This window comes from Psychrobacter sp. TPE 89C, from assembly GCF_055522395.1.
Genome location: NZ_JBVFXW010000003.1, coordinates 46,669 through 70,075 on the forward strand (window position 1 = coordinate 46,669; position 23,407 = coordinate 70,075).

17 protein-coding genes, 2 tRNA genes and 1 pseudogene are annotated in these 23,407 nt (G+C 43.1%); 14 read left to right on the plus strand and 6 right to left on the minus strand.

The window, feature by feature from the left end; all coding sequences use genetic code 11:
* Positions 1-341: 341 nt before the first annotated feature.
* The 5 genes and pseudogenes from ACZW67_RS01885 to ACZW67_RS01905 all read left to right on the plus strand — a co-directional run.
* A complete protein-coding gene (locus tag ACZW67_RS01885) occupies positions 342-1,388 on the plus strand; it encodes an ABC transporter substrate-binding protein (protein WP_201590409.1) in 1,047 nt (348 codons plus the stop codon).
* Between the two features lie 107 nt (positions 1,389-1,495).
* Positions 1,496-2,533: an ABC transporter substrate-binding protein gene (locus tag ACZW67_RS01890; RefSeq protein ID WP_465181947.1), complete on the plus strand. Its 1,038-nt coding sequence runs from the start codon at positions 1,496-1,498 to the stop codon at positions 2,531-2,533.
* A gap of 356 nt (positions 2,534-2,889) precedes the next feature.
* A complete protein-coding gene (locus ACZW67_RS01895; protein WP_465181948.1) occupies positions 2,890-3,789 on the plus strand; it encodes an ABC transporter permease in 900 nt (299 codons plus the stop codon).
* A 31-nt stretch (positions 3,790-3,820) separates the two neighbouring features.
* The gene (locus ACZW67_RS01900; protein WP_352258563.1) at positions 3,821-4,615 is read left to right on the plus strand and encodes an ABC transporter ATP-binding protein; all 795 of its coding nucleotides are present in this window, start codon (positions 3,821-3,823) and stop codon (positions 4,613-4,615) included.
* A 133-nt stretch (positions 4,616-4,748) separates the two neighbouring features.
* A pseudogene (locus tag ACZW67_RS01905) lies at positions 4,749-4,895 on the plus strand (IS5/IS1182 family transposase); the annotation flags it as partial.
* Positions 4,896-4,922: 27 nt separating this feature from the next.
* Here ACZW67_RS01905 and ACZW67_RS01910 read toward each other — a convergent pair.
* Together ACZW67_RS01910 and ACZW67_RS01915 are read right to left on the minus strand one after the other, a co-directional pair.
* Positions 4,923-5,318 carry a VOC family protein gene (locus tag ACZW67_RS01910; RefSeq protein ID WP_465182016.1) on the minus strand — a complete coding sequence of 132 codons (396 nt, stop codon included), beginning with the start codon at positions 5,316-5,318 and terminating at the stop codon, positions 4,923-4,925.
* Positions 5,319-5,597: 279 nt separating this feature from the next.
* Positions 5,598-6,206, minus strand: coding sequence for a LysE family translocator (locus ACZW67_RS01915; protein ID WP_465181949.1), 609 nt, complete (start codon positions 6,204-6,206; stop codon positions 5,598-5,600).
* Between the two features lie 147 nt (positions 6,207-6,353).
* Here ACZW67_RS01915 and ACZW67_RS01920 point away from each other — a divergent pair, with 147 nt between their 5' ends.
* The 7 genes from ACZW67_RS01920 (at position 6,354) to ACZW67_RS01950 (ending at position 14,369) form a co-directional block, all read left to right on the plus strand.
* Positions 6,354-7,244, plus strand: coding sequence for a LysR family transcriptional regulator (locus ACZW67_RS01920; RefSeq protein ID WP_352258557.1), 891 nt, complete (start codon positions 6,354-6,356; stop codon positions 7,242-7,244).
* 417 nt (positions 7,245-7,661) lie between these two features.
* Positions 7,662-10,010 (plus strand): FdhF/YdeP family oxidoreductase, encoded by a 2,349-nt coding sequence (locus ACZW67_RS01925; RefSeq protein WP_465181950.1) that lies wholly within the window; start codon positions 7,662-7,664, stop codon positions 10,008-10,010.
* Positions 10,011-10,122: 112 nt separating this feature from the next.
* Positions 10,123-11,064, plus strand: a complete 942-nt coding sequence (gene fdhD, locus ACZW67_RS01930; RefSeq protein WP_465182017.1) for a formate dehydrogenase accessory sulfurtransferase FdhD — start codon at positions 10,123-10,125, stop codon at positions 11,062-11,064.
* A 948-nt stretch (positions 11,065-12,012) separates the two neighbouring features.
* Complete coding sequence (locus ACZW67_RS01935) at positions 12,013-13,653, plus strand: sodium:solute symporter family protein (RefSeq protein WP_465182018.1); 1,641 nt, start codon at positions 12,013-12,015, stop codon at positions 13,651-13,653.
* Positions 13,654-13,761: 108 nt separating this feature from the next.
* Positions 13,762-13,896, plus strand: a complete 135-nt coding sequence (locus tag ACZW67_RS01940) for a putative transporter small subunit (RefSeq protein ID WP_220034714.1) — start codon at positions 13,762-13,764, stop codon at positions 13,894-13,896.
* A 188-nt stretch (positions 13,897-14,084) separates the two neighbouring features.
* Positions 14,085-14,158, plus strand: a tRNA-Cys gene (locus tag ACZW67_RS01945).
* A gap of 124 nt (positions 14,159-14,282) precedes the next feature.
* Positions 14,283-14,369, plus strand: a tRNA-Leu gene (locus ACZW67_RS01950).
* A 511-nt stretch (positions 14,370-14,880) separates the two neighbouring features.
* Here the strand turns inward: ACZW67_RS01950 and acnB are convergent.
* Positions 14,881-17,484: a bifunctional aconitate hydratase 2/2-methylisocitrate dehydratase gene (gene acnB, locus ACZW67_RS01955; RefSeq protein WP_465181951.1), complete on the minus strand. Its 2,604-nt coding sequence runs from the start codon at positions 17,482-17,484 to the stop codon at positions 14,881-14,883.
* Positions 17,485-17,819: 335 nt separating this feature from the next.
* Between acnB and ACZW67_RS01960 the strand changes: the two genes are divergently transcribed.
* Positions 17,820-18,215 carry a carboxymuconolactone decarboxylase family protein gene (locus ACZW67_RS01960; RefSeq protein ID WP_464753892.1) on the plus strand — a complete coding sequence of 132 codons (396 nt, stop codon included), beginning with the start codon at positions 17,820-17,822 and terminating at the stop codon, positions 18,213-18,215.
* Between the two features lie 148 nt (positions 18,216-18,363).
* Positions 18,364-19,407, plus strand: coding sequence for a lipoyl synthase (gene lipA / locus ACZW67_RS01965; RefSeq protein ID WP_465181952.1), 1,044 nt, complete (start codon positions 18,364-18,366; stop codon positions 19,405-19,407).
* A 256-nt stretch (positions 19,408-19,663) separates the two neighbouring features.
* On the opposite strand, the gene ACZW67_RS01970 is transcribed toward lipA, so the two are convergent.
* From ACZW67_RS01970 to ACZW67_RS01980, 3 genes are read right to left on the minus strand one after another with little or no spacing between them, the layout of a single operon-like run.
* Positions 19,664-21,706: a TRAP transporter permease gene (locus tag ACZW67_RS01970; RefSeq protein ID WP_465181953.1), complete on the minus strand. Its 2,043-nt coding sequence runs from the start codon at positions 21,704-21,706 to the stop codon at positions 19,664-19,666.
* The gene (locus tag ACZW67_RS01975) at positions 21,678-22,241 is read right to left on the minus strand and encodes a DUF1850 domain-containing protein (protein WP_465181954.1); all 564 of its coding nucleotides are present in this window, start codon (positions 22,239-22,241) and stop codon (positions 21,678-21,680) included. The genes ACZW67_RS01970 and ACZW67_RS01975 overlap by 29 nt, the downstream gene beginning before the upstream one ends.
* On the minus strand, positions 22,219-23,241 hold the full coding sequence (locus ACZW67_RS01980; RefSeq protein WP_465181955.1) for a TAXI family TRAP transporter solute-binding subunit: 1,023 nt from the start codon (positions 23,239-23,241) through the stop codon (positions 22,219-22,221). The genes ACZW67_RS01975 and ACZW67_RS01980 overlap by 23 nt, the downstream gene beginning before the upstream one ends.
* Positions 23,242-23,407 lie beyond the last annotated feature (166 nt).

Below are 23,407 nucleotides of genomic sequence, written 5' to 3' on the forward strand. Positions count from 1 at the left end.
TGCGTTGCTAGCTTGTAAGCTTTTTGATGGTGATTTTACTCAATAAGATAGCCAACCTACTCTTTATTAGCATCTATGACGAATGCGACTGAATTTTTTATTGCGATAACTTACATTACTGTCATAATATAAATATAATGATCGATGGAACGATTACTTTATTGTTAGCCTGCTATTTTGGCATCAACATAGCATTGACTCGGCTAACCTGCATTTTCCAATATCATTTTCAAAACCCAAGCATAACAAAGATGAGTAAGGTCTCTTATAAATAGACTGAACACATCTAACGATATGTACTTGGTTTTTACGATTGATATAACCTATGAGTTAACCTAATAATGACTATTGCTTCTACCTTACGCTTAAGCCTATACGGCGCTGCTATCAGCGCCACTCTCGGACTGATCGGCTGCTCAAACGCTACAGACACTGCTACAACTGATGACAGCGCCACTGCTGATGCTAGCAAGCCCGCCAAAACTTTGGCCATCACGCAAATTGTCGAACACCCTTCGTTAGATGAGATGCGCCGCGGTATCATAGATGAGCTGGCTGACAACGGTTATGTCGAAGGCCAAAACCTAACCATTAACTTCCAGAGCGCTCAAGGAAACACAGCGACAGCGGGTCAGATTGCCAAGCAGTTCGCAGGAGACAACCCAGATGCCATCGTGGCCATCTCAACGCCCTCTGCCCAATCAATCGTGGCTTCAACCAAAACGGTTCCTGTTATCTATACCGCTATCTCAGATCCTGTCGCGGCAAAGCTTATCGATGCAAATGCGGTGCCTATCCAATCTAATGTGACAGGCTTATCTAGCGAGTTGCCTATCGAGCCGCAATTAGACAACATTCAGAAAATTGCGCCTAATGCTAAGACCATTGGTTACGTCTATAGCCCAGGTGAGGTCAACTCTGTATCAGTACTCAACCAACTGAAAAAAGCCGCACCCGCGCGTGGCCTTAAAATATTAGAAGTCACTGCCAATCGCCCAACGGACGTTGCTATGGCAACGCGTAGCTTATCTGGTCGTGCTGATATTATTTATACCTCTTTAGACAACAATGTCGTTTCTGCCTTTGAAGCGATGGCAGGTGCCGCCAATGAGCTTGATATTCCCGTCATTGCCTCAGACGAGTTTAGTGTGAGACGCGGTGCTACTGCGGCGCTTGGGGTCAATGACTATGACTTTGGTCGTACCACAGGAAAAATGGTATATCGAGTATTAAGTGGCGAAGCCGTCAATACGATCAAGCCTGAAGTCATGAATACGTTAACTTTATATGCCAGCCCAAAACATGCGGCTGAACAAGGCGTGAGCTTGACCGATGAGCTGCTAAAAAATGCCATCAATGTCGACAAAGAAGCAAAGAGTGCTAAATAAGTAATCGTTACCTATCTAAGGCGTTTTATCAATATAAGAATCGCTAGCAATCATTTTTATTTATTAAATAATGTACGGACACATTATTATTTTCAGGAGTGAGACCCATGTTGTATCAAAATCGTTTTGGTCATTTCAATTTTAGTAAGGCGCTATTATTATGCGGTGTTTGTACCGCTCTATTGACTGGTTGTAATCAATCAGCACAAGATACTGGTAGTACTGACAGCGCCACTGGCGATGCCGCAACAGAGATGAAAAACGTCGCTATTACGGCTATTGTCGAGCATCCAGCGCTTGATGACGTACGCAAAGGTGTCATCGATGAGCTAAATGAGGCCGGCTTTAAAGACGGTGAAAACTTAACCGTTAATTTCCAAAGCGCACAGGGTAACACTGCTACTGCAGGACAGATTGCCAAGCAATTTGTTGCAGACAACTCAGATGTTATCGTTGCCATTGGTACGCCATCAGCACAATCGGTTGCGGCTGCTACCAGCACTATTCCTTTGGTATTCTCTGCGGTGACCGACCCAGTAGAAGCCAAATTGGTATCAAAGCTTGATGGCTCTGGCACCAATGTAACTGGCGGTTCTGATGCGCTTCCTTATGAGCCACAAATTGCCTTAATGCGCCAAATTATTCCAAGCTTAAAAAACGTAGGTTATGTTTATAGCCCAGGTGAGGTGAACTCTACCATCATCCTAAAAAATCTAAAAGAAAAGCTGACACCAATGGGTATCACTGTACATGAAGCCCCTGCCCAGCGCAGTACCGACATCGCGATGGCGGCACGTAGCCTCGAAGGTAAAGTCGATATGATTTACACATCAACCGATAACAATGTGGTATCTGCTTACGAGTCACTGTTCCAAGTCGCTAAAGAAAGTAAAATCCCGCTGATTGCTTCAGACACCAGTTCTGTTGCACGCGGTGCCATTGCTGCATTGGGTGTTGACTATTATGCACTTGGCCGCGAAACAGGTAAAATTGTAGTGCGTATTTTGAACGGTGAAAAAGCAGGCGATATCCCTGTTTATACACCACAAGCACTTGATTTGTATGTCAGTCCAAAAAATGCCACAGCTGAAGGCATCACATTGCCACAAGCAGTTATCGATAAAGCAAAAGAAGTGGTAGAATAGCGCCCTCTGAATGTAAGCATCACGTTAAACGATTATATTGATGGTTTAATCATAGATTGTTGCTTATATTTACTGCTATTATTTCAGTATAAAAATGACCCAGCTACTGGTATATGAGCTGGGTTATTTTTAATGTGATATAAGCATTAAAACCGAATTTCGAACCAAGGTATTTTATGCTCATTCCTCATAGGAAGATGTTTTGGTTTACCCTAACCGCAGATTGCTTAATCTGTTAAATTCACCGCTTAGCCGTTTGGGTTATATGGGCTTATAGGCAGCATGCTTCATACCTTTGCTACTTTTTGCTTGTGATAATAATCGCTAAACGCTTGATGATAACCGACTAATATCTTATGTCCTTAATTGCTTTTTTTGGTGCGCTTGAAAGCGGTCTAATTTATGGCCTTGTTGCACTTGGCGTGCTGATTTCATTTCGTACGCTCGACTTTCCCGACTTGACCGCTGACGGCAGCTTTCCGCTAGGTGGCGCAGTCGCTGGTATATCCATCATCGCTGGTATCAACCCATGGTTGGCCTGTGCCTTTGGTATGTTAGCAGGCTCCGTCGCTGGTATCGTTACTGCATGGTTGCATGTCAAACTTGGCATACTGCAATTACTTGCCAGTATCTTAGTGATGGTTGCCCTATATTCTATCAATTTACGTATTATGGGAGCGCCAAACTTACCGCTATTGGGCGAAACTACGGTGTTTAGCACCTTGGTGACCGATGGTAATGGCTATTGGATGCGCTGTTTGATTATTGGTATGGTCGTACTACTTGCCATGCTGTTTTTAAACTGGTTCTATAGTACCGAGACTGGTCTTTCGATGCGTGCGACTGGCTCAAACCTAAGAATGGCACAGGCGCAAGGCATTAACACCTCTTGGATGACCATCGTTGGTATGGCAGTGTCTAACGGCTTAATCGCTTTAGCGGGTGCATTGTTCGTTCAGACTCAAGGCGGTGCAGATATCTCGATCGGTATCGGTACGATTGTCATTGGTCTAGCAGCAGTCATCATCGGTGAAACCATCATTCCGGCCAAGCGTATTTGGCTGATTACTTTTGCTGTGGTCGTCGGTGCTGTGCTGTACAAGCTATTTATTCAGGTTGCGCTATCGAGTGATACACTGCGTAGTATTGGCTTTGGCCCACAGGATTTGAACTTGATTACAGCGTTACTCGTCGTATTTGCCTTGGTATTGCCAAAAGCTAAAAATAAATTTTTAAGTCGTAAAGTTCGAGCTTAATGTCAATGTGCAACCATAAGGAATAATTATTATGATGCAAGCTACAGATTTGCGGTTGACCTTTAATCCTGGAACGCCCATTGAAAACCCTGCACTACGCGGTATCAATTTAAACATTGCAGATGGTGAGTTTGTAACGGTCATCGGTACCAATGGTGCTGGTAAGTCGACCTTTCTAAATGCCGTCAGTGGCACCACGCGCGTCGATAGTGGCTCAATCCTGTTAAACGGTATTGATGTCACCAAAAAGACTGCGCACCAACGTGCTCATTGGGTTGCTCGTGTGTTTCAAGACCCAATGGCGGGGACTTGTGAAGCGCTCACTATTGAAGAAAATATGGCGCTTGCCTATAAGCGCGGCGGCAAACGTGGTTTAAGCTTTGCGCTAAACCCAAATAACCGAGACTTGTTTAGAGAGAAACTCTCAGTCCTAAAGCTTGGACTAGAGAATCGCCTAACTGACCGTATGGGACTGTTGTCTGGTGGTCAACGACAAGCTGTCAGTCTGCTTATGGCATCATTGCAACCGTCTAAAATTCTATTACTAGATGAGCATACAGCGGCACTTGATCCAAAGACAGCGGCTTTTGTCTTAGAGTTGACCGATAAGATTGTAACGGACAATAAGCTGACAACTATGATGGTCACGCACTCGATGCAACAAGCATTGGCGCATGGCACACGTACTGTTATGTTGCATCAAGGCCAAGTCGTACTAGACGTGTCAGGCGACAAACGCCAAGGCATGACTGTACATGACTTGCTCGATATGTTTGAGCAAACTCGTGGCGAAAAAGTCGAAGATGACAGCTTGATTTTAAGCTAATCCGCAAAACAGCTGCATTTGAATGCTAAATAAAAAACGCCTGTTAAATGGGCGTGTTGAACATTAGGAACAAAAAAATAGCAAACGAGTAACCTTTAAGTTCTTACACAAAAAGGACGTCGTTTGCTATGCCTTGCTCAAAGAGCAACACTGGACAAGACTAAGGTCTATATTACTAGAGCTTAATATCTATGTCACAGGGAATCTTAGACAAACGGTCGAAGGCGTACTGTATCGTATGCGTGTCGGCTATCCTTGGCGTGATCTACCCTCCTCATTTTTAATCATCATAGTCATTATATAAATTTTATAAAGAATGACAAACGACTTCAATCTTGTTCCCTGAAGGATCGATTAGAAAAGCGGCATAATAACCCTCATGATACTCAGCTCGAAGTCCTGGCTGCCCAGCGTCATATCCACCATTAGCAATGCCTTGAACATGAAAGGAATCAACTCTATCTCTCTTATCGACTTGAAAACACCAATGGTTAGCATGGTTACGAGTGAAGTCTTGTGCCTCAAAGATAGTCAGATAGCTATTATGATGAGCAGCTGGCGTGTTCCGAACGCCGTATTTTAAAGCCTCGGCTGAACCCTCTACTTTCTTAGCACCTAACAGAGGCATAATAGCATCGTAAAATTTTTCAGCATTATTTAAGTTGGCAACCGATAGTGAGATATGATCAATTTGTAGCGTAATGAAAGTTCAACCTTAAAGTTATTAGAGTGTTAGGGTGTGTTATCAATTAGCACATTAATACATTATTTATCTACAATTTTTCTTATTTTAAGCCTCATAATCTAATCGATGACACACCCTAGGTGATTTAAGAATAAATAAGCATAATAGAGACACTTCTCTACTTTGCGCAAAAGCTTTTAATACCTATCAGCCGCAATGCTTACATTAATTTCCATATCTCCGGAACTAAAACTCCTTCCATATCGATAAAAGCAACTTTATACATGTTTAATTCCTCTAGTTTAAGTTTGCAAAGAGTAAGAACACACCTAATAGCCCTAGTATAAAACCAATGACACGATTGATTGCGACTTGCTGCTGTAGCATTTTTTCTCGTAGCATCCGTTGAGAGAACAATAAAGCCACCAAGGCGAACCATATGAAGTGAGCCACAGACATAAACAATCCATAACCGATTAAAATAGATTTTGAGGTACTAGCACTAACAATCTGTGTATACGTACTAATGACAAACAATGTAGTTTTGGGATTCAAAGCATTGGTAAAAAAACCATAGCGCAATGCTTGTCCGGAACTGATGCGCGCAGAAGCGCCGACGTCATGTACAGGCTTTTGTGTGAATGTCTTATAACCAATATAAATAAGATAAAGTGCACCAAGATATTTTATGATTGTCAAAAAATTTGGCGCAAGCTTCATGACAATCGCAACAGCTACTAACGTATAAGTCACGTGTACTAAGACACCTAGCGCTATACCAATAGACGTTAGCACACCGACTGAACGCCCGTATAGGTAGCTATTCTTAGTAACAATAGCGAAATCAGCCCCAGGACTAATCACAGCAAGAATGGTAATCATGATAACGGTAAAAAATTCTGTCATGTAATGAACTCTATAAAGAAAATACCAATATATAAAGAGTTTTATCTTTATATTAGTCTTTTCATATTATTAATTTAAGTGCATTCTCCTACATTTACAGATAAACTAAAATTGAGTTTATTACATCATCATCTATGAGATTTTGGCATGATAGAAAAAATATCGTTGAATTCATTAAGGTTCTTTTACTACGTTGCAGAGCATAATAGTGTGACGCTTGCTTCTCAGAAACTGTTTGTGACACAAAGTGCAGTAAGTAAACAGATTAAGAATTTGGAAGATGCTTTAGGTGTATCTTTGTTTAACCGAGTCAATAAGAAACTGGTGCTCACAGCCAATGGCAATCTACTTTTTTCTTGTTGCCAGCAAGTTTTTGCAAAATTAGATGACTGTCTTGTAGATCTAACGAGACAAGATCATCGAAAAAAGCAACTGGTACTCTCCTGTGAACCCACTATTTCAATGAAATGGTTGATACCGCGTTTGGCTGAATTTAATTCATTAAATTATGGGTTTGAAATTGTATTGCTAACGGATGGTGGAACAGTAGACTTTCAAGGGAAATCTATTGATATTGCTTTGCGCAGAAATGATTTTGAATGGGAACAAAATATATTTCATGAGAAAATTATTGAAGAATACATAGTCGCTGTCCGCAACCCTAGAACTGAACCAACGAATACCCTATTACTGACTTCTTCTCGACCAAATTTTTGGCATCACATAAATAAATCCAAGTTAGTGAGTAGCGAGATTTTATCGTACGAGACCATGGTGTTAGAGCACTTTTACTTATGTATTGAGGGATGCTTAGCTGGTTTGGGAACCGCTATTGTTTCAATATTTATGGTGGAAAAAGAACTTTCGCATCACTTTTTAGAATTAATCCATCCTCCAATGGCAGACAGCTCGTCTTATCATTTATTGTCTTATCACCCTTTTTACGAAGATGAGAGAAAGGTGGTGTTTAAAAATTGGCTGAAAAAAGAGATGCTGAATAGCAAAATGCAGTTTATGGAAACTTTGCAATGCGTATAGAAATTATATCCCGACATTTCGACAATACTTGCATTTTGTTATAAGTAAAAAAATATATTGAGTAAGATGAACCGCCCCAACTTTATCGGAGACTTAATATTCCGAGAAAATTGACTATATGAGATTCAACCCTCTTCGAAAAGGTGCTCGGTATTACTCACTTTATGGATTTAGGCTATAGAACGCCAAGACAGATGTGGTTTGACTTTTATTGTCAGGCTACGTAACTAAAATCTCCCAAGTGAATGTCTACAGATTTGACAGCATAGGTCACTTATCAACCTTTGAGAACACTCAATCTTCTCAAAGGTTTTTTGTTATCTATAGTTACTGATTCTACAAATTTCTCGCTCATCATTATATAGTTGTCGTCTATAACTACAACTTATCCATCACCATTTATCTATGAGGTTTGTCATGCGCAAAATTCCTGTCTACTCCCACCCTGCTGCTGGTTGGCCTGCGCTGTTTTCCTCTACTCGTAAACTGATGGACTATCAAACTTTTTTGCGTGGCAGTGTCAGCGTATTCAAAAGCAACCAACCTCAAGGCGGATTTGATTGCCCAGGTTGTGCTTGGCCTGACCACAAGTCCCACAAAGCCATCGACGTCTGCGAAAATGGTATCAAGGTCATCGCTAGTGAAACCATGACAAAAAAAGCAGATGCCCAGTTCTTTGCACGACACACCGTCACTGAACTACAAGGATGGTCTGGCTATGAGCTAGAGCACAGTGGCCGCTTATCGGAGCCACTATATTATGATGCCACACAAGACCGCTATGTAGCGATATCTTGGGAGACGGCTTACCAACGTATCGCTGAACAATTCAAACAACTGAGCTCGCCAGATGAGGCGCTCTTTTATACCTCAGGCCGTGTCACCAACGAGCCAGCCTTTATGTATCAGTTGTTCGTACGCTGTTTCGGTACTAATAACCTACCTGACTGCTCAAACATGTGTCACGAGCCAACCTCGGTCATGCTAGGAAGGCAGTTAGGTATTGGTAAAGCAACGGTCAAGTTAGAAGATTTTGAGCAAGCCAAACTTATCTTGATGTTTGGACAAAATCCAGCAACCAATCATCCACGAATGCTTGAGATGCTCGCCCATGCTCACGAGCAAGGGTGTCGAATTATTTCTATCAATCCCATGCGAGAACAAGGTCTAAGTAAATTTAGAAACCCGCAAAAACCCACACATATGGCAGCAGGCCAAAGCAATGACATGGTCGATGAAGTAGTTCAACTTCAGATCGGTGGCGATGCGGCGTTATTGACAGGTATCGCCAAATGGCTGATTGAAAACGATAAAATCAACCACGATTTCATTAGCACTCATACATCAGGTTTTGAGCCAATAAAACAGTGGTTGGCAGAGCAGTCATGGGCAGATATCGAGCTTGGTTGCGGTATTCTAGAAACAGATATTATAAATCTCGCCGAACTGGTTGCTGCTAGTCCTGCAACGATTTGCACATGGGGTATGGGCATCACTCAGCATGTGCAAGGTGATGACAATGTCGCGATGATTACCAATCTACTATTATTAATGGGAATGATTGGTATTGATGGCGCAGGCGCGTCTCCTGTTCGTGGGCACTCTAATGTACAGGGTGATCGCACCATGGGTATCCATGAACGCCCTAGCAAAAGCTTACTAGACAGTCTGGAGCGTGTTTTTGAGCATCCTATGCCACAAGAGCATGGCTATGACGTGGTTACTGGGGCCAAAGCGCTTATCGCTGGTAAACTAAAAATATTTATGGGCATGGGTGGCAACTATGCTGTGGCAGCACCTGATACCAGTGCCATTGAACAAGCTTTGACGACAACTCAGCTTAATATATTCGTAGGTACCAAGCTAAATGAGACTATGCTGTACCCGGGTACAAACAATCTAATCTTGCCATGTTTAGGCCGTACTGAACGCATCGTTACGGCTAAAGGCGAGCAATTTGCAACCATCGAAGATTCGATGTGTCAAGTAGTACCCACTCAAGGCACGCTCAAGCCTGTCAGTGATACCTTAAAGTCTGAATCACAGATTGTGGCAGACATAGCCACTCATGTGCTTGGCCCTGACTCTACTATTCCTTGGCAAGCCATGAGCGAGGATTTTGACATCATTCGTGACTATGTTGCCCAAGCTATCAATGGCTTCGAAGATTTTAATCATCGTATTCGCACTACTGAACGTGGCTTTCATTTGTATCATGCTGCTCGCCATCGCGTATGGAATACTGACAGCGGTAAAGCACAGTTTGAAGTACCCAAATATCCAATTACTTATGTCGCCGCACAAATGGCAGAAACAACATCAGCTTTTGAAGACAATGCGAGAAAAAATGGCAGCGTTGATGACGATCAAAACGATGGACAAAAGATTTGGCAATTGACCAGTGTTCGTAGTCATGACCAATTTAATACGATGATTTTTGGCTATAAAGATCGCTATCGTCAAACCAATCGCCGTGATGTTTTATTGATGCATCCTGATGAAATCAGCCGCTTGGGCTGGCACGCAGGTGATAGTGTCATGGTATCTCGACAAGGTAACCCAAATGGTACTAGCCAGCCGCGTACACTAGGGCCACTGGTATTGACTGAGATGGATATTGCGTCTAATGCCGTTGCTGCCTATTACCCTGAATGTAATGACTTATTTGACTTAGACACGCATGCGCCCGATTCACACATACCAGCGTATAAATCAACGACGGTTGTCTTACAACGGGTCAATGCAAGCATCGCTGAGCCAGTATAGTAAGTGGGAAGTAGATCGTAAAATGATGACAACTGAAACCTATGTTAAAGAGCATGAGCGCACCAGTGAACAGCCGCATGAAAGCAATGTGTTTGAAAGCGTAAATACATCGATGACGCCACTGGTACGTACTCATTTATCAGAAAAGTATTATTATTCATCCGCTAACAACAACGATGACAACACTGCTCAAGTACATATTGATCGCCAACCCGCCAGTCTCGCTGTAGAGGCTGCTGTTGCTATAATTATCAATGGTATTCACTATGCGGTATTGATGGCAAGCCCGCATCAGTTAGAGTATTTAGCTGTTGGGTTTTTATTTAGCGAAGGCTTGATCCAACACAGCCATGAATTGCTTGATTGGGAGGTTACTCAGCTGACCGATACCGCAAGCTATCAACCCCTTACTCAAGAATCAGCTGATCTGGAATCAGAAGGTGTTGAAGCAGAAAGCCTTGAGCAAACCTTACAACAGCTACAGGACTATGATATTTATATCGTGGAACTGGTCTTAAACCAACGCTGCCATCAACGTATCCAAGCACAAAAACGTCAGCTCGCAGGGCGCACAGGTTGCGGTATGTGTGGTATCACTGGGTTGGCACAAGCTCTGCCTGATTTGAGTAGTTACGCCCAAGATAATGTATCAAACGGCTCAAATAAAAAATCCGCAACACCGAGTCTAGACGACTTATTAAAAATGCGACAACAAGTCGATGCCACACAGCACACGCACCAACTGACAGGTGCCGTACACGCTGCGGCAACGATGCATCAGCAGCAGTTATATCTATTTGAGGATGTAGGACGTCATAACGCCCTCGATAAACTAATCGGTTGGCAACTGCGTCAAAAGGTCGATGTCGACTGTGTGCTAATGACTTCACGCCTATCAATTGAACTGGTACAGAAATCTATCCGTGGTCGCATACCTTGGCTGGTTGGCATGTCTGCGCCTACCAGTACAGCGGTACGTGTCGCTGAGCGTTATGGATTGGGATTAGCAGGATTCTTACGTAACGATAGAGTGACCTACTACTCAGGCATTTGATCCATCATCACGTATTCTGTAATAAAGGCTAATTCATAGAACTAATAAATAGGCATCATCTTAAATTTACTCATATTAGCTTCTCGTAACAACTCCCAATACCACCCCTTTCACTAAACCTAGACTATCTATTGATGGCTTACCTTGGGCGTTCCGACGCTCAAGGTAAGCCGTGTCTATATTTTAAAGATATTAATAAAAATAAGATAAGTTGCCGTCAAACGATAAAAATACCGCAGATAATATCGAGATATTAACTAGATTTCTGATGTCATTTGACAAGATTTAGCTACTTTTAGCCCATTTAGATGGTAAGCAATTGAATTGAGAAAATGCTCTATTAATCTCGCATAACATTTGAGGTTGACGACATAATAGGTTACCCTAACCTCACGAACATGTTACATACACTTAACAGATCTGTAGTTTTATTTATTAATACCAAGTTCACTGTGCTGATTATTCACACAGTACTGGATTTGGTATTTAAATTACAGGTGATGCATCAATGCGATAGTTGAGTAAAAATCTCTTAACTATTGCTTATTACAGCTGATAAGGCTGTCTAAACCGAGCTCAGGTCATGCCCTCATGGCTTAGTGCTCATTCGTAATTCTGCTATAGACGCTCATCATATGAGCTTTCTTTAGCACTCAGCTACCTTTGTGTATGCCTATTAATAGCGTCATGGTTTATCCATGAACTGACGCCTATTGAGAGTAGCCCCTGTCATTTTGATTTAACACGATGTGAGTCATAAAACAGCGGCACGACACTTAGTACTTGCTCAACACTACAGTTGGTATTTTTGCTGTCTACATTAGCCACATACATCCAGTATGAGGGCTTTTTAGGCCATGTCGTATGCTCAATAGTTTGGAATAGATAATTTTAATAAACTTTATTTACTTAAAACAATTGCGAGGTATAAGTTTGAAAACTGAGTCATTGTTCCAATTTTCATCATTAACCATTATTTTATTACTACTAGCTTTTTATGGCGGCACTTACCTGCTTTCTTTGTTGATAAAGAAGGACAAAGAGACAACTTCTGGGTTTATGGTCGCAGGCCACGGTGTTGGCTTTGGTATGGGTGCGGCCAGTATGACCGCCACTTGGATTTGGGCGGCTTCATTTTACGCTGCTGCTACCTCTGGCTATAAATACGGCGTGTCAGGACCGATACATTATGGGTTTTGGGGCGCGTTGATGATTTTATTCATCTATCCTTTTGGTATGCGCTTTCGTGAGCTTGCCCCCAATGGTCATACATTAGGCGAACTCATCCATGCCCGCCATGGTTCATCAAGCCAATTAATTTTAGCAATATCTAATATTATGGGCAGCTTAATTAGCTTGATGGTCAACTTCACTGCTGCTGGAGCACTGGTGTCAGTCTTATCACCTTTATCGTTCCAAACCGGTGTGATGATCGCGGGTATCGGGGTATTGAGCTATACGTTGACGTCAGGCTTCCGTGCATCTGTATTTACCGACTTTGCCCAATTGGTCGCGTTGATGGCCATTGGTGTTGTCATTATCCCAGCAGTACTATTTGCGATGGGTGGGCCTGAAGTCATGGTTGAAGGACTGTCAAATCTGACATTGGAGCAACAAAACTTCTTTTCTTCTGAAGCATTCTTTCAGCAAGGCGCGCCCTATTTCGTTGCGGTATTGGCCTATGCGATCGGTAACCAAACCATTACCCAACGATTATTTGCGATTGATAAAACCAAGATTAAGGCCACCTTTGTCACAGCCACCGTCGGCTACGCTGGCATTGTCATTGGGCTAGGCATGATTGGATTGATGGCCGTCACCATCAGTATCGAACCACTCGATGGCAACATGAATAACCTGATTCCACAGATGGTCAGCACCTACCTGCATCCCGTCTTTATCGCTTTATTCTTTATTTTAGTGATTGGTTCATTGTCTTCCACCGCTGATTCCGATTTATCAGCACTATCGACGATTATGATGGCAGATGTCTACGGCAAAAACATTGCCAAAAAAGGTCATATTAAACCAAAAACTATGATGCTCGTTGGTCGTGGTACGATGATTGTCGCGACAGCAGCTGGACTGATTTTTGCCAGCTTTAAGCTCGATATTTTAGTGATGCTAGTCTTCGTTGGCGCATTATGGGGGGCAATCGTCTTTCCTGTCATTGCCAGTGTCTTCTGGAATCGCGTCACCAATACCGCCTTTACTTCAGCCGTCATCATCGGACTTCTCCTATTCTGTGTTGTACGCTTTGAATTACTACCAATTACGGGTTTCACTGCCCTATTCTTCGAGATACTCGCCAGTGTCGGTGGTGCTGTCGTGATTGGCCTGATGGTCTTTGGATTCTTAGGTCGTAAGATTGGTATGGGAGCCGCTGCTATCACGCTCGTACTGATGCTAATCTTTGCCACTGGCTTCCTACGTCAATACATGGTCTTACTGGCCTCACTGACCGCTTACGGTGCCAGTACTATCGTCTGTGTGATAGTCAGCCTGATGGGTAACGAACATTTTGACTTTGACTTAATCAAGCAGCGTGTGGGTGACTACGATGATAAGCCTAATACACCACAAACTTAAATTGTCTTAAATGAAGATTATTTGATGTAAACAATGGTTGGTTAGTTTGTCGTAGCGTCATCAAACTGATCATCCGATGACTATTAAAAGAGACTATAAGGAGATAGTATGGATAACGTCTTTATTTACGGCTCATATATTTTGATTTGGCCAGTGATTACGCTAGGCGTGCTGATATTAATTTGCACCGCCACTTATCGTGATATTAAAAAAGCAAAACGTGATAACAAGGATATCGTTTAGCGTCTCATCGCCATTATTTTTAGAAAACATCACTGAGCACTGGCTTGGTGATAGCATCTTAAAGCCTATTAATCGTATAAATAACTCTAAATTAGGGTTATTTATAGATAAGGTAGTAAATAACCTGTTTTTAATGAAAAAAGGGCTTGTAATTTATTATAGTTTTGCTAATATAGGCCACCTTGATTGGCTGGATGGCAGAGTGGTCATGCAGCGGACTGCAACTCCGTTAACGCCGGTTCGATTCCGACTCCAGCCTCCAATTATTTATTAACTTTACGTTAATTTAAGCTTGCATTATTATCATAACTGACTATAATAGCGAGCACTTATCTAGTAACTAGATGGTCTATCAGCTAGCTTACATATTAGATAAAACAAGTTTTGCCCGGGTGGTGAAATTGGTAGACACAAGGGATTTAAAATCCCTCGCTAGCAATAGCGTGCCGGTTCAAGTCCGGCTCCGGGTACCATTATATAGTCCTATACTATCTTATAGAACAGCTAAAGCCCCTGATATCAGGGGTTTTGTTGTATCTGGCGTTCTATACTGTCCTGCTCTATCTATGCATCTGACATACACTCTGACTCTCCTAAGAATATCTCAAGCTTCTTAAGCAACTTTAGAAATACGTTTCCAATACCTTTACTCTTCTATGAAAGCTCAAGATTTTATTATTTAACGTTGATAAATTACGTTCGCCTTCGTTCGCTTTTTTTAGCAGTTAGATAATATTTGCATTTTTATGCCTAGCTGATGTTTAGCTGCCAAAACTTCACCATTATTGTCTGCTATTTTTTGGACAGCTTATTATTTGGAAACTACACTATAGATTCTTATATGCTTGATTGTAAGGCATGTAAAGCATTACCTTACGCACTACCACTCCACCCAACAAAAAGCCCCGCATCATGAGATACGGGGCTTTTTTGTTCTAAATGTAAGACTTCTCAATTTAGACAGAAGCCTTACAACATCAAAAACTAGGTCAACTGGGCGACATTAATTTTATCAGCTTCTTCAGTGTATTCTGACATACGGTCGAAGTTCATGTATTGATACACTTCCTCGCCCATGCTGTCTAGCATACCAGCATACTGCTGATATTCGTCATTGGTTGGCAATTTACCAAGTACCGCTGCTACTGCTGCAAGCTCTGCAGAAGCTAGGTATACGTTAGCGCCTTGACCTAGACGGTTCGGGAAGTTACGCGTAGAGGTAGATACGGCGGTAGACTTCGGAGCGATACGTGCTTGGTTACCCATACATAATGAACAACCTGGCATCTCAGTACGAGCGCCGGCTTGTGCATAGATATTGTAGTAACCCTCTTCCATCAATTGACGCGCATCCATCTTAGTTGGTGGCGCAATCCATAGACGAGTCTTTAGGCTTCCTGCTGGTACGTCTTTTAGCAGTTTACCAGCGGCACGGAAATGACCGATGTTGGTCATACATGAACCAATGAATACTTCATCAATGGTATCACCAGCGACGTCAGCTAATGTTTTAGCATCATCTGGATCATTCGGGCAGCATAGGATAGGCTCTTTGATATCAGACATATCGATAGTCATATCGATCGTGTACTCAGCATCTTCATCAGCACGCAATAGGCTTGGGTTCGCTAGCCAATCTTGCATCTGCTCGATACGACGACTGATGGTACGTGCATCGCCATAGCCTTCTGAGATCATCCACTTAAGCAGCGTGATGTTTGAGTTTAGGTACTCAGTCACTGACGCTTCAGATAGCGTGATGGTACAACCAGCAGCACTACGCTCAGCTGAGGCATCAGACAACTCGAACGCTTGCTCAGCAGTCAAGTCTTCTAGACCTTCAATCTCAAGAATACGGCCGTTGAACTCGTTGATTTTGCCTTTCTTATCAACCGTCAAGTACCCTTCTTTGATCGCTTGATAAGGAATCGCATGTACTAAGTCACGTAGCGTGATACCAGCTTGACGCTCACCAACAAAACGAACACGGACAGATTCAGGCATATCAAGTGGCATCACACCAGTCGCTGCAGCAAATGCCACTAGACCAGAACCCGCTGGGAATGAGATACCCATTGGGAAACGAGTATGCGAGTCACCACCAGTACCAACGGTATCTGGAAGTAGCATACGGTTCAACCATGAGTGAATGATACCATCACCTGGACGTAAGCTGACGCCGCCACGGTTCATGATAAAGTCAGGTAGGGTGTGCTGAGTTTCAACATCAACTGGCTTTGGATAAGCCGCCGTATGACAGAATGACTGCATCACTAGATCCGCTTGGAAACCTAGGCAAGCCAAATCTTTTAGCTCATCACGCGTCATCGGACCAGTCGTATCCTGGCTACCAACAGTTGTCATTTTAGGCTCACAGTACATACCAGGACGTACGCCTGTCAGGCCACAAGCTTTACCAACCATTTTTTGCGCTAGCGTGAAGCCTTTACCAGTGTCTACTGGCTCTTCTGGCTTCGCAAAGATGTCTGAATGTCCAAGACCCATGTACTCACGAGCACGGTTAGTCAGACCACGACCAACGATCAATGGAATACGGCCACCAGCACGTACTTCGTCAAGCAATGTTGGCGAGTTTAGTGCAAACGTTGATAGTACTTCATCAGAATCATGCTTAGTGATTTTGCCTTCGTACGGATAGATGTCAAATACATCGCCCATGTTTAGGTTATCAACATTCACTTTTTCGATTGGTAATGCACCAGAATCTTCCATCGTGTTAAAGAAGATAGGTGCAATGTTGTTACCCAATACTAGACCGCCGCCACGTTTGTTTGGCACGTTAGGGATATCATCGCCCATTAGCCAAAGTACTGAGTTGGTCGCAGACTTACGGCTAGAACCCGTACCGACGACATCACCAACATAAGCCAATTGATGGCCTTTTTTCTTCAGTTCTTCGATTTGCTTCATTGGGCCAACAACGCCTTCGTCATCAGCAGTGATGCCGTCACGAGAGTTTTTGTGCATGGCTAGTGAATGCAATGGAATATCAGGACGGCTCCACGCATCTTGCGCAGGTGACAAGTCATCGGTGTTGGTCTCACCAGTGATTTTGAATGTCGTATACGTGGTTTTTTTCGGTACTTCAGCACGGTTCAAGAACCATTCTGCGTCAGCCCAAGACTGAACCACTTCTTTTGCGATGGTGTTGCCCGCTTCTGCTTTTTCAGTCACGTCATTGAACGCGTCAAATACTAGCAACGTCTTTTTCAGTGCTTCAGCTGCATCTTGTGCCACTTCCGCGTCATCTAGTGCTGCAACCAATGGCTGAACGTTATAGCCACCTTGCATGGTGCCTAAGATTTGAACCGCTTTTTGCTTGCTGATAAGTGGTGATGAGGTTTCACCTTTCAAGATAGCGGCCAAAAATGCTGCTTTAACATATGCTGCTTGGTCAACACCAGCAGGGATACGATTTTCTAGCAGGTTCATCAAAAACGCATCTTCACCTGTAGGTGGCATTTTTAGGAGTTCAACCAACTCTACTACTTGTTTTTCGTTCAGTGGTAGCGGAACCGTTCCTAGCTCAGCACGTTCTTCGACATGTTTACGATAAGCTTCTAACACAATAGTCGTCCTCGTTAGTTGGGGTTTAGCACATTACGTGGGTAGTCAGCATGACTGCCTGCGTCGATATACTATAGGGAATAATTATTGGTGCAATCATAGCTTAAAACGCTCTAAATGTTAATGGCTCAGCCAGTAAAAGGCGGATAGTAAGGCCATATCGAACATTTATTATAAAAATAGTGCTCTCTACAATAGCGTTGCATGCCCCATTATCAGTGATGTCCCATTGATTATTGTTAATAATGATTACTTGCTTTATGCACGCGCAGTCGCCATATGACTGTTATGCAACTCTGTAAGAGATACCTTCAATAAATACTAAGGATGCCGATATGGACGATAGCACCAACTATGACAATGGGCTAAAAGTACGCACTGAGGTCATGGGTGAGCAACATGTCAAACGCTCACTTGATGCTGCCACAGGATTTACCCAGCCGCTACAAGACTGGATCATTGAACACGCTTGGGGCAGCACATGGCAAGATGACTCAGTACTGCCGCGCAAATATCGCTCATTAATCACGATTGCTTTTTTGATTGCCCAAAAAAGCCCAACTGAGTTAAAAGGTCATATTCGAGGCGCGATCAATAATGGTGCCAGTGTCGCTGAGATTCGAGAAGTATTAATGCATAGCTTGCCCTACTGCGGTGCACCCGCCACCCAAGAAGCGTTTCGCGCCGCTATAGATGTACTGAATGAGTTAGAGATTAACATAGATATTTAAAACTATGGTTGTCAGAGCAATCGTAGTAATCTTAACGATATTGTTCCAAAATTGACTGCCAAATTTCTGCTATAATATCGCCATTAATAAAACATTCTGATAATTCCATAAACCCTTATAGTATAAAGGGTTAAGAGATAATTCCATTATGACAACTGCCGTACAAACGCATGTACCTGCTGCTAAAGCCAAACCAAAAAAAGCCATTCAAGGCGAAAAGCTACGAGGCTATGACAAAGTTGCCCGTATCCCAATTAAAGTGATTCCGACCATTGAGGCTAAGAAAAAGCCAGATTGGATTCGGGTAAAAATGTCATCACCTGCTGAAGTAGCCCGTATCAAAGCCACGTTGCGTGAGCAAAAGCTTTATACCGTCTGTGAAGAAGCAGCCTGCCCTAACCTGCCACAGTGCTTCGCTGATGGTACGGCGACCTTTATGATCATGGGTGATATCTGTACGCGTCGCTGCCCGTTCTGTGATGTGGGCCATGGTCGTCCAAATGAGCTAGATGCTGATGAACCACGCCATACTGCTGAGACAATTGAAGGTCTTAAACTCAAGTATGCAGTCATTACTTCTGTGGATCGTGATGATCTAAAAGATGGTGGTGCCATGCATTTCGTTGAAGTACTCAACGAATCACGTGCGGTTAGCCCGAACTGCTTAATTGAAATATTGGTACCCGATTTCCGTGGTCGCATGGATATTGCGTTGGATTTGCTAACGGAAACACCGCCAGACGTGTTTAACCATAATATTGAAACGGTACCGCGTTTATACAAAGCATTCCGTCCGGGTTCTGATTATCAGCATTCACTTGACTTGCTCAAACTATATAAAGAGCGTCGTCCAGATATCGCGACCAAATGTGGCTTTATGGTTGGCCTTGGTGAGACTGAAGAAGAGATTTATGCGCTACTTGATGATCTAAAAGCACATAACGTGGACATGATTACAGTTGGTCAGTATCTACAACCTAGTAAAAACCATGCACCTGTTGATCGTTATGTCCATCCAGATGAGTTCCAACGCTATATGGACTACGGTAAAAAAATCGGCTTCTTTAATATCTGGGCAGGCCCAATGGTACGCTCAAGCTACTTTGCAGATCGTCAGTACTACGGCGAAGACTGCCCTGCACCAATCCGTAGTAAAAAGGCATTGGCAGCAGAAGGCAAACTTGGCTGCTAATCTGACAAGACAGCGGATGTGAAAGCCTTCGCTAAGAAAAGCTACTGAGCATAGAAAAAGGGTGAATAACAAATTTGTTATTCACCCTTTTTTATTCCCAATGTTCAACACGCCCTAAAGTAAAAAATATGAATGCCTAAAACTTAGACATTCATATCATTCACAAAAATTTGAGTAGTAAGGAAAACAAGTGCAAGTACTACGTATTGTAGACTAAACGAGTTTGACACAACTAATCAACTTTTTGGGGTTGATACTAGACACTTAACGTCGGTGTCGGTGCTTCACTCGTCTTAATATTAAACACAGCAATACCAAGCACAATGACGGCGCCTGCAACACCAGTGATGATCTCAGGATAAATCAACAACAATGCGCCAATAACCAAAATGACACGGGTGAGTGTATTCATTCCGCCTCTGAAATATCCCTCAAGCGCAGCGCTTAGTGCAATCACACCAGTGATTGACGTTACTACCACAGTAATGATATCTACAATAGGAGGCAGTGGGAAATCTTTCGCCGTGACTGCCAAACCTGTTGGATCGATCATTAGCATCGTTGGGTTATAGATAAACATAAACGGCACGATAAATCCGGCCAGTGCCAGTTTCAATGACAAGAAACCTGTCTTCATCGGATCACCACCGGATATACCCGCACCCGCAAAGGCTGCTAGACAGACAGGCGGTGTAATATTGGCAAAGATACCAAAATAGAAAACAAACATATGCGCTGATAAAATTGGAATATCAAAGCCAGCTAATGCTGGAGCCGCCATTGTCGCCGTAATGATATAGGCAGGAATAGACGGTAATCCCATACCTAAAACCATTGATGCCAACATGGTTAAGATGAGCGTAAAGAATAATGATCCTGCGCCTAATGTGACAATAGATGAGGTCATGACCGTACCAAAGCTGGTCAAACTCACGACCCCGATGATAATACCGACGACTGCACACGCTGCCATTACCGCTAGCGACTGGCGAGCACCATCTTCTAGTGCGCCTAAGATATCAGACAACCCCATGCGAGTCTCAGCACGCAACATACTGATCACAACGGTGAACCCAATGGTATAAGCCGCTGCATAGCCAACAGGGACATTTTTGATTAATAAGAAAACCAAAAATACAATCGGTAGTAGCATATGACCACGGGCTTTTAATACTTCTTTTACCGCTGGCAAATTTTCTTTAGCGATGCCTTTTAGATCACGGCGTCCAGCGCGGAAATGTACCTGTGCAATCACACCCAAATAATACAAAATCGCGGGCAATAATGCAGCCAACGCAATCGTGCTATAAGGTAAGCCTGTTGTCTCCGCCATAATGAATGCACTCGCACCCATAATTGGCGGTAATATCTGCCCGCCAACTGAGGCACTTGCCTCAACTGCACCGGCAAAATCTTTATGATAGCCGACCTTTTTCATCAACGGAATGGTGAAGGCACCCGTACTGACCACGTTCGATAACGCAGAGCCATTGATACTACCCATAAAGCCACTAGAGATAACCGCTACTTTTGCAGGCCCGCCTTTCTTATGACCCGCAATGGCCAATGCCAAATCATTGAACAGCTGCCCCATTCCCGAGCGTGCTAAGAACGCACCAAAGAGAATGAATAGAAAAATAAACGTTACCGATGCGCCAATCGCAACAGAGTATAAGCCTTCAGTTTTTAGGAATAATTGACCAAAGATATCACCCATATCATAAGGACGAGTCAAAAGCCTGTCAGGCATAAAGTCCAAATGACTGACAAACGGATACGCCAAAAATATCCCTGCCAATATCGGCAAAATCCAACCAGTGATACGGCGACTACCCTCTAGCACACAGACCACGGTAATCAATGAAAATATCACATCGACTTGGTTGGCCATACCGCCACGCGAGGTCACAATATCTTGATACTCATATATTAGATAGCCCATGCCAGATAACGACAGCGCAAACCAAATCCAGTCATACCATGCCACGCGCTGGCGGCTGCTTTTTTTACTGGCAGGGAAAATCAAGAAAATCAATGCAAAACCAACGCCTACGTGTACAGAACGCTGTAGCAATGCTGGCATCGGATTAAAGGTAATATAGAGGTGAAACAGTGAATAGAGTATACAAACCCCAGCGATCAAATACTTTACTGGTCCTTGGGTAATATGACGGGTGATTGACTCTCGGTCATATTTTTCCAATACCGCTTTATTAATCGCCTCTGCCTCAGCATCTTTATCAACATGAGTGTCTGGCAGGGTATTTATACTACCGTGGTCCGTCACTTGGGAGGTCATGACAAAAGTCCTTGTTAAATCTATCGATGAAACCATACATTTTCGGCATGATCGTTACTTCAGAATAATCTGGCACCAACTGGTGAATTAAAACACGATGGTCGCCATAATCAATCTCACCTTTGGTCAGTCTGGATACCACCCAATTGAGATTAGGTAAACTCTCATTGATTTGGTAGCCCAGATAGCCAGGTTTTTGTACAGGAGCAAGCATTTCGGTGGAAGGAGTGCCTGCACCGAAAGCTTCAAAATAGGTTGTGGTCAGTAGCAGCTCAGCGGCTTCTGTGCTGCTGCCGTCTATGCGTTGATACTGCTCTTCCCACCATTGTTTTTCTACAGAATGTATCCAGCGCAGTTGAAAGTCAGGCTCGACAAAGTAACAAACCTTATCATCAGCCCCTTCTACTCCTGCGACACGCACTTCAACGACAGGCTGGAGAATAACCCCCATCCATAACGTAAAAAAAACCAGCGCGGCAATAAATGCTGCGCCAGTTGATAACCACAATGAATTATTTGGCTGCTTGTTCGTCATAGTACTTTTTAGCGCCAGGATGAATTGGAGCGACCATGCCATCACGTGCCGTCTCTAAGCTGATATCGTTAGCCGCTTGGTGAGCCGTTTTTAGACTTTCCAAATTATCAAATAACGTTTTGGTTAACTTATAACCATCAGCTTCAGATAGATCAGAGCTAACCAATAGCGCATTCATTATTGCTGCAGTTGGGATAGCAGCTTCATTACCATACGTGCCAGCAGGAATCTCAAAGGTTTTGAAATAAGGCTTGGTCGCGATGATTTCTTTTAGCTTGTCTTGGTCGATGCTGACAATTTGTAAGTCTAAGCCCTGCTCAAGCTCCATTAAAGATGAGTTTGGAAGACCACTACTAAAGAAGGCTGCTTCAATTTTACCTGCTTTCATGCCATCAGCGGCTTCTGCAAAGCCCAAATAGTCAACGGTGACATCGTCATACGTGATACCAAACCCTTCTAATAAAGTGCGAGCATTTACTTCAGTACCGGAGCCTTGATCGCCCACAGCAATACGCTTGCCTCTCAAATCTTCAATAGTTTTGATACCAGATTTTTTTGACGTGACGATTTGCACGACATTAGGATACAAGACGGCAATCTGTTGGATGTTAGTGATTGGCTTCTCAAAGTTATTTTTACCTTCGACTGCATCCGTGACTACGTCACTGAGTGCCAATACCATGTCTACTTTGCCTTGGGTCAACAGGTTAACGTTTTCGACTGATGCACCCGTGGTTTGAGTCTTTGAGTTGACCCCAAATGTTTTGACATAAAGTTCAGATAATGACGTACCAATGATGTTATAAGGGCCAGAAGCACCACCAGTAGCGATGGTAAGGAATTTTGTATCTAGCTTATCAGCGGCAGTGTCCGTCGCAGCACTATCCGTTGCGGTACTATCTGTGGCTGTAGTGTCACTACTTTCTGAACATGCAGCTAAGCCTAACGTGGCGCTTAGCATCGCTGACAATAATAACGGAGACTTTAAAGAATTGAGCATGGAATTCATCCTTGAAATAATCAATTTAACACATAGGGTCGCATTAACTTATGCTTATTAATGCGTTACAGACTTGTAATAATATAGCAATTTTTACAATAAATAAACCACAGACTGTTTTCTCTTTTGCTTTCAACACCTTATACTTTAAGCTGCTTGAAGGTAT

Excerpts from the sequence above, each read along its gene's own strand:
- ACZW67_RS01960 (WP_464753892.1), top strand. The coding sequence starts at position 17,820 with ATGGACGATAGCACCAACTATGACAATGGGCTAAAAGTACGCACTGAG.
- ACZW67_RS01915 (WP_465181949.1), bottom strand. The coding sequence starts at position 6,206 with ATGACAGAATTTTTTACCGTTATCATGATTACCATTCTTGCTGTGATT.
- ACZW67_RS01940 (WP_220034714.1), top strand. The coding sequence starts at position 13,762 with ATGGATAACGTCTTTATTTACGGCTCATATATTTTGATTTGGCCAGTG.
- fdhD (WP_465182017.1), top strand. The coding sequence starts at position 10,123 with ATGACGCCACTGGTACGTACTCATTTATCAGAAAAGTATTATTATTCA.
- ACZW67_RS01925 (WP_465181950.1), top strand. The coding sequence starts at position 7,662 with ATGCGCAAAATTCCTGTCTACTCCCACCCTGCTGCTGGTTGGCCTGCG.
- ACZW67_RS01975 (WP_465181954.1), bottom strand. The coding sequence starts at position 22,241 with ATGACGAACAAGCAGCCAAATAATTCATTGTGGTTATCAACTGGCGCA.
- lipA (WP_465181952.1), top strand. The coding sequence starts at position 18,364 with ATGACAACTGCCGTACAAACGCATGTACCTGCTGCTAAAGCCAAACCA.
- ACZW67_RS01885 (WP_201590409.1), top strand. The coding sequence starts at position 342 with ATGACTATTGCTTCTACCTTACGCTTAAGCCTATACGGCGCTGCTATC.
- ACZW67_RS01890 (WP_465181947.1), top strand. The coding sequence starts at position 1,496 with ATGTTGTATCAAAATCGTTTTGGTCATTTCAATTTTAGTAAGGCGCTA.
- ACZW67_RS01900 (WP_352258563.1), top strand. The coding sequence starts at position 3,821 with ATGATGCAAGCTACAGATTTGCGGTTGACCTTTAATCCTGGAACGCCC.
- ACZW67_RS01895 (WP_465181948.1), top strand. The coding sequence starts at position 2,890 with ATGTCCTTAATTGCTTTTTTTGGTGCGCTTGAAAGCGGTCTAATTTAT.
- ACZW67_RS01980 (WP_465181955.1), bottom strand. The coding sequence starts at position 23,241 with ATGCTCAATTCTTTAAAGTCTCCGTTATTATTGTCAGCGATGCTAAGC.
- ACZW67_RS01920 (WP_352258557.1), top strand. The coding sequence starts at position 6,354 with ATGATAGAAAAAATATCGTTGAATTCATTAAGGTTCTTTTACTACGTT.
- ACZW67_RS01970 (WP_465181953.1), bottom strand. The coding sequence starts at position 21,706 with ATGACCTCCCAAGTGACGGACCACGGTAGTATAAATACCCTGCCAGAC.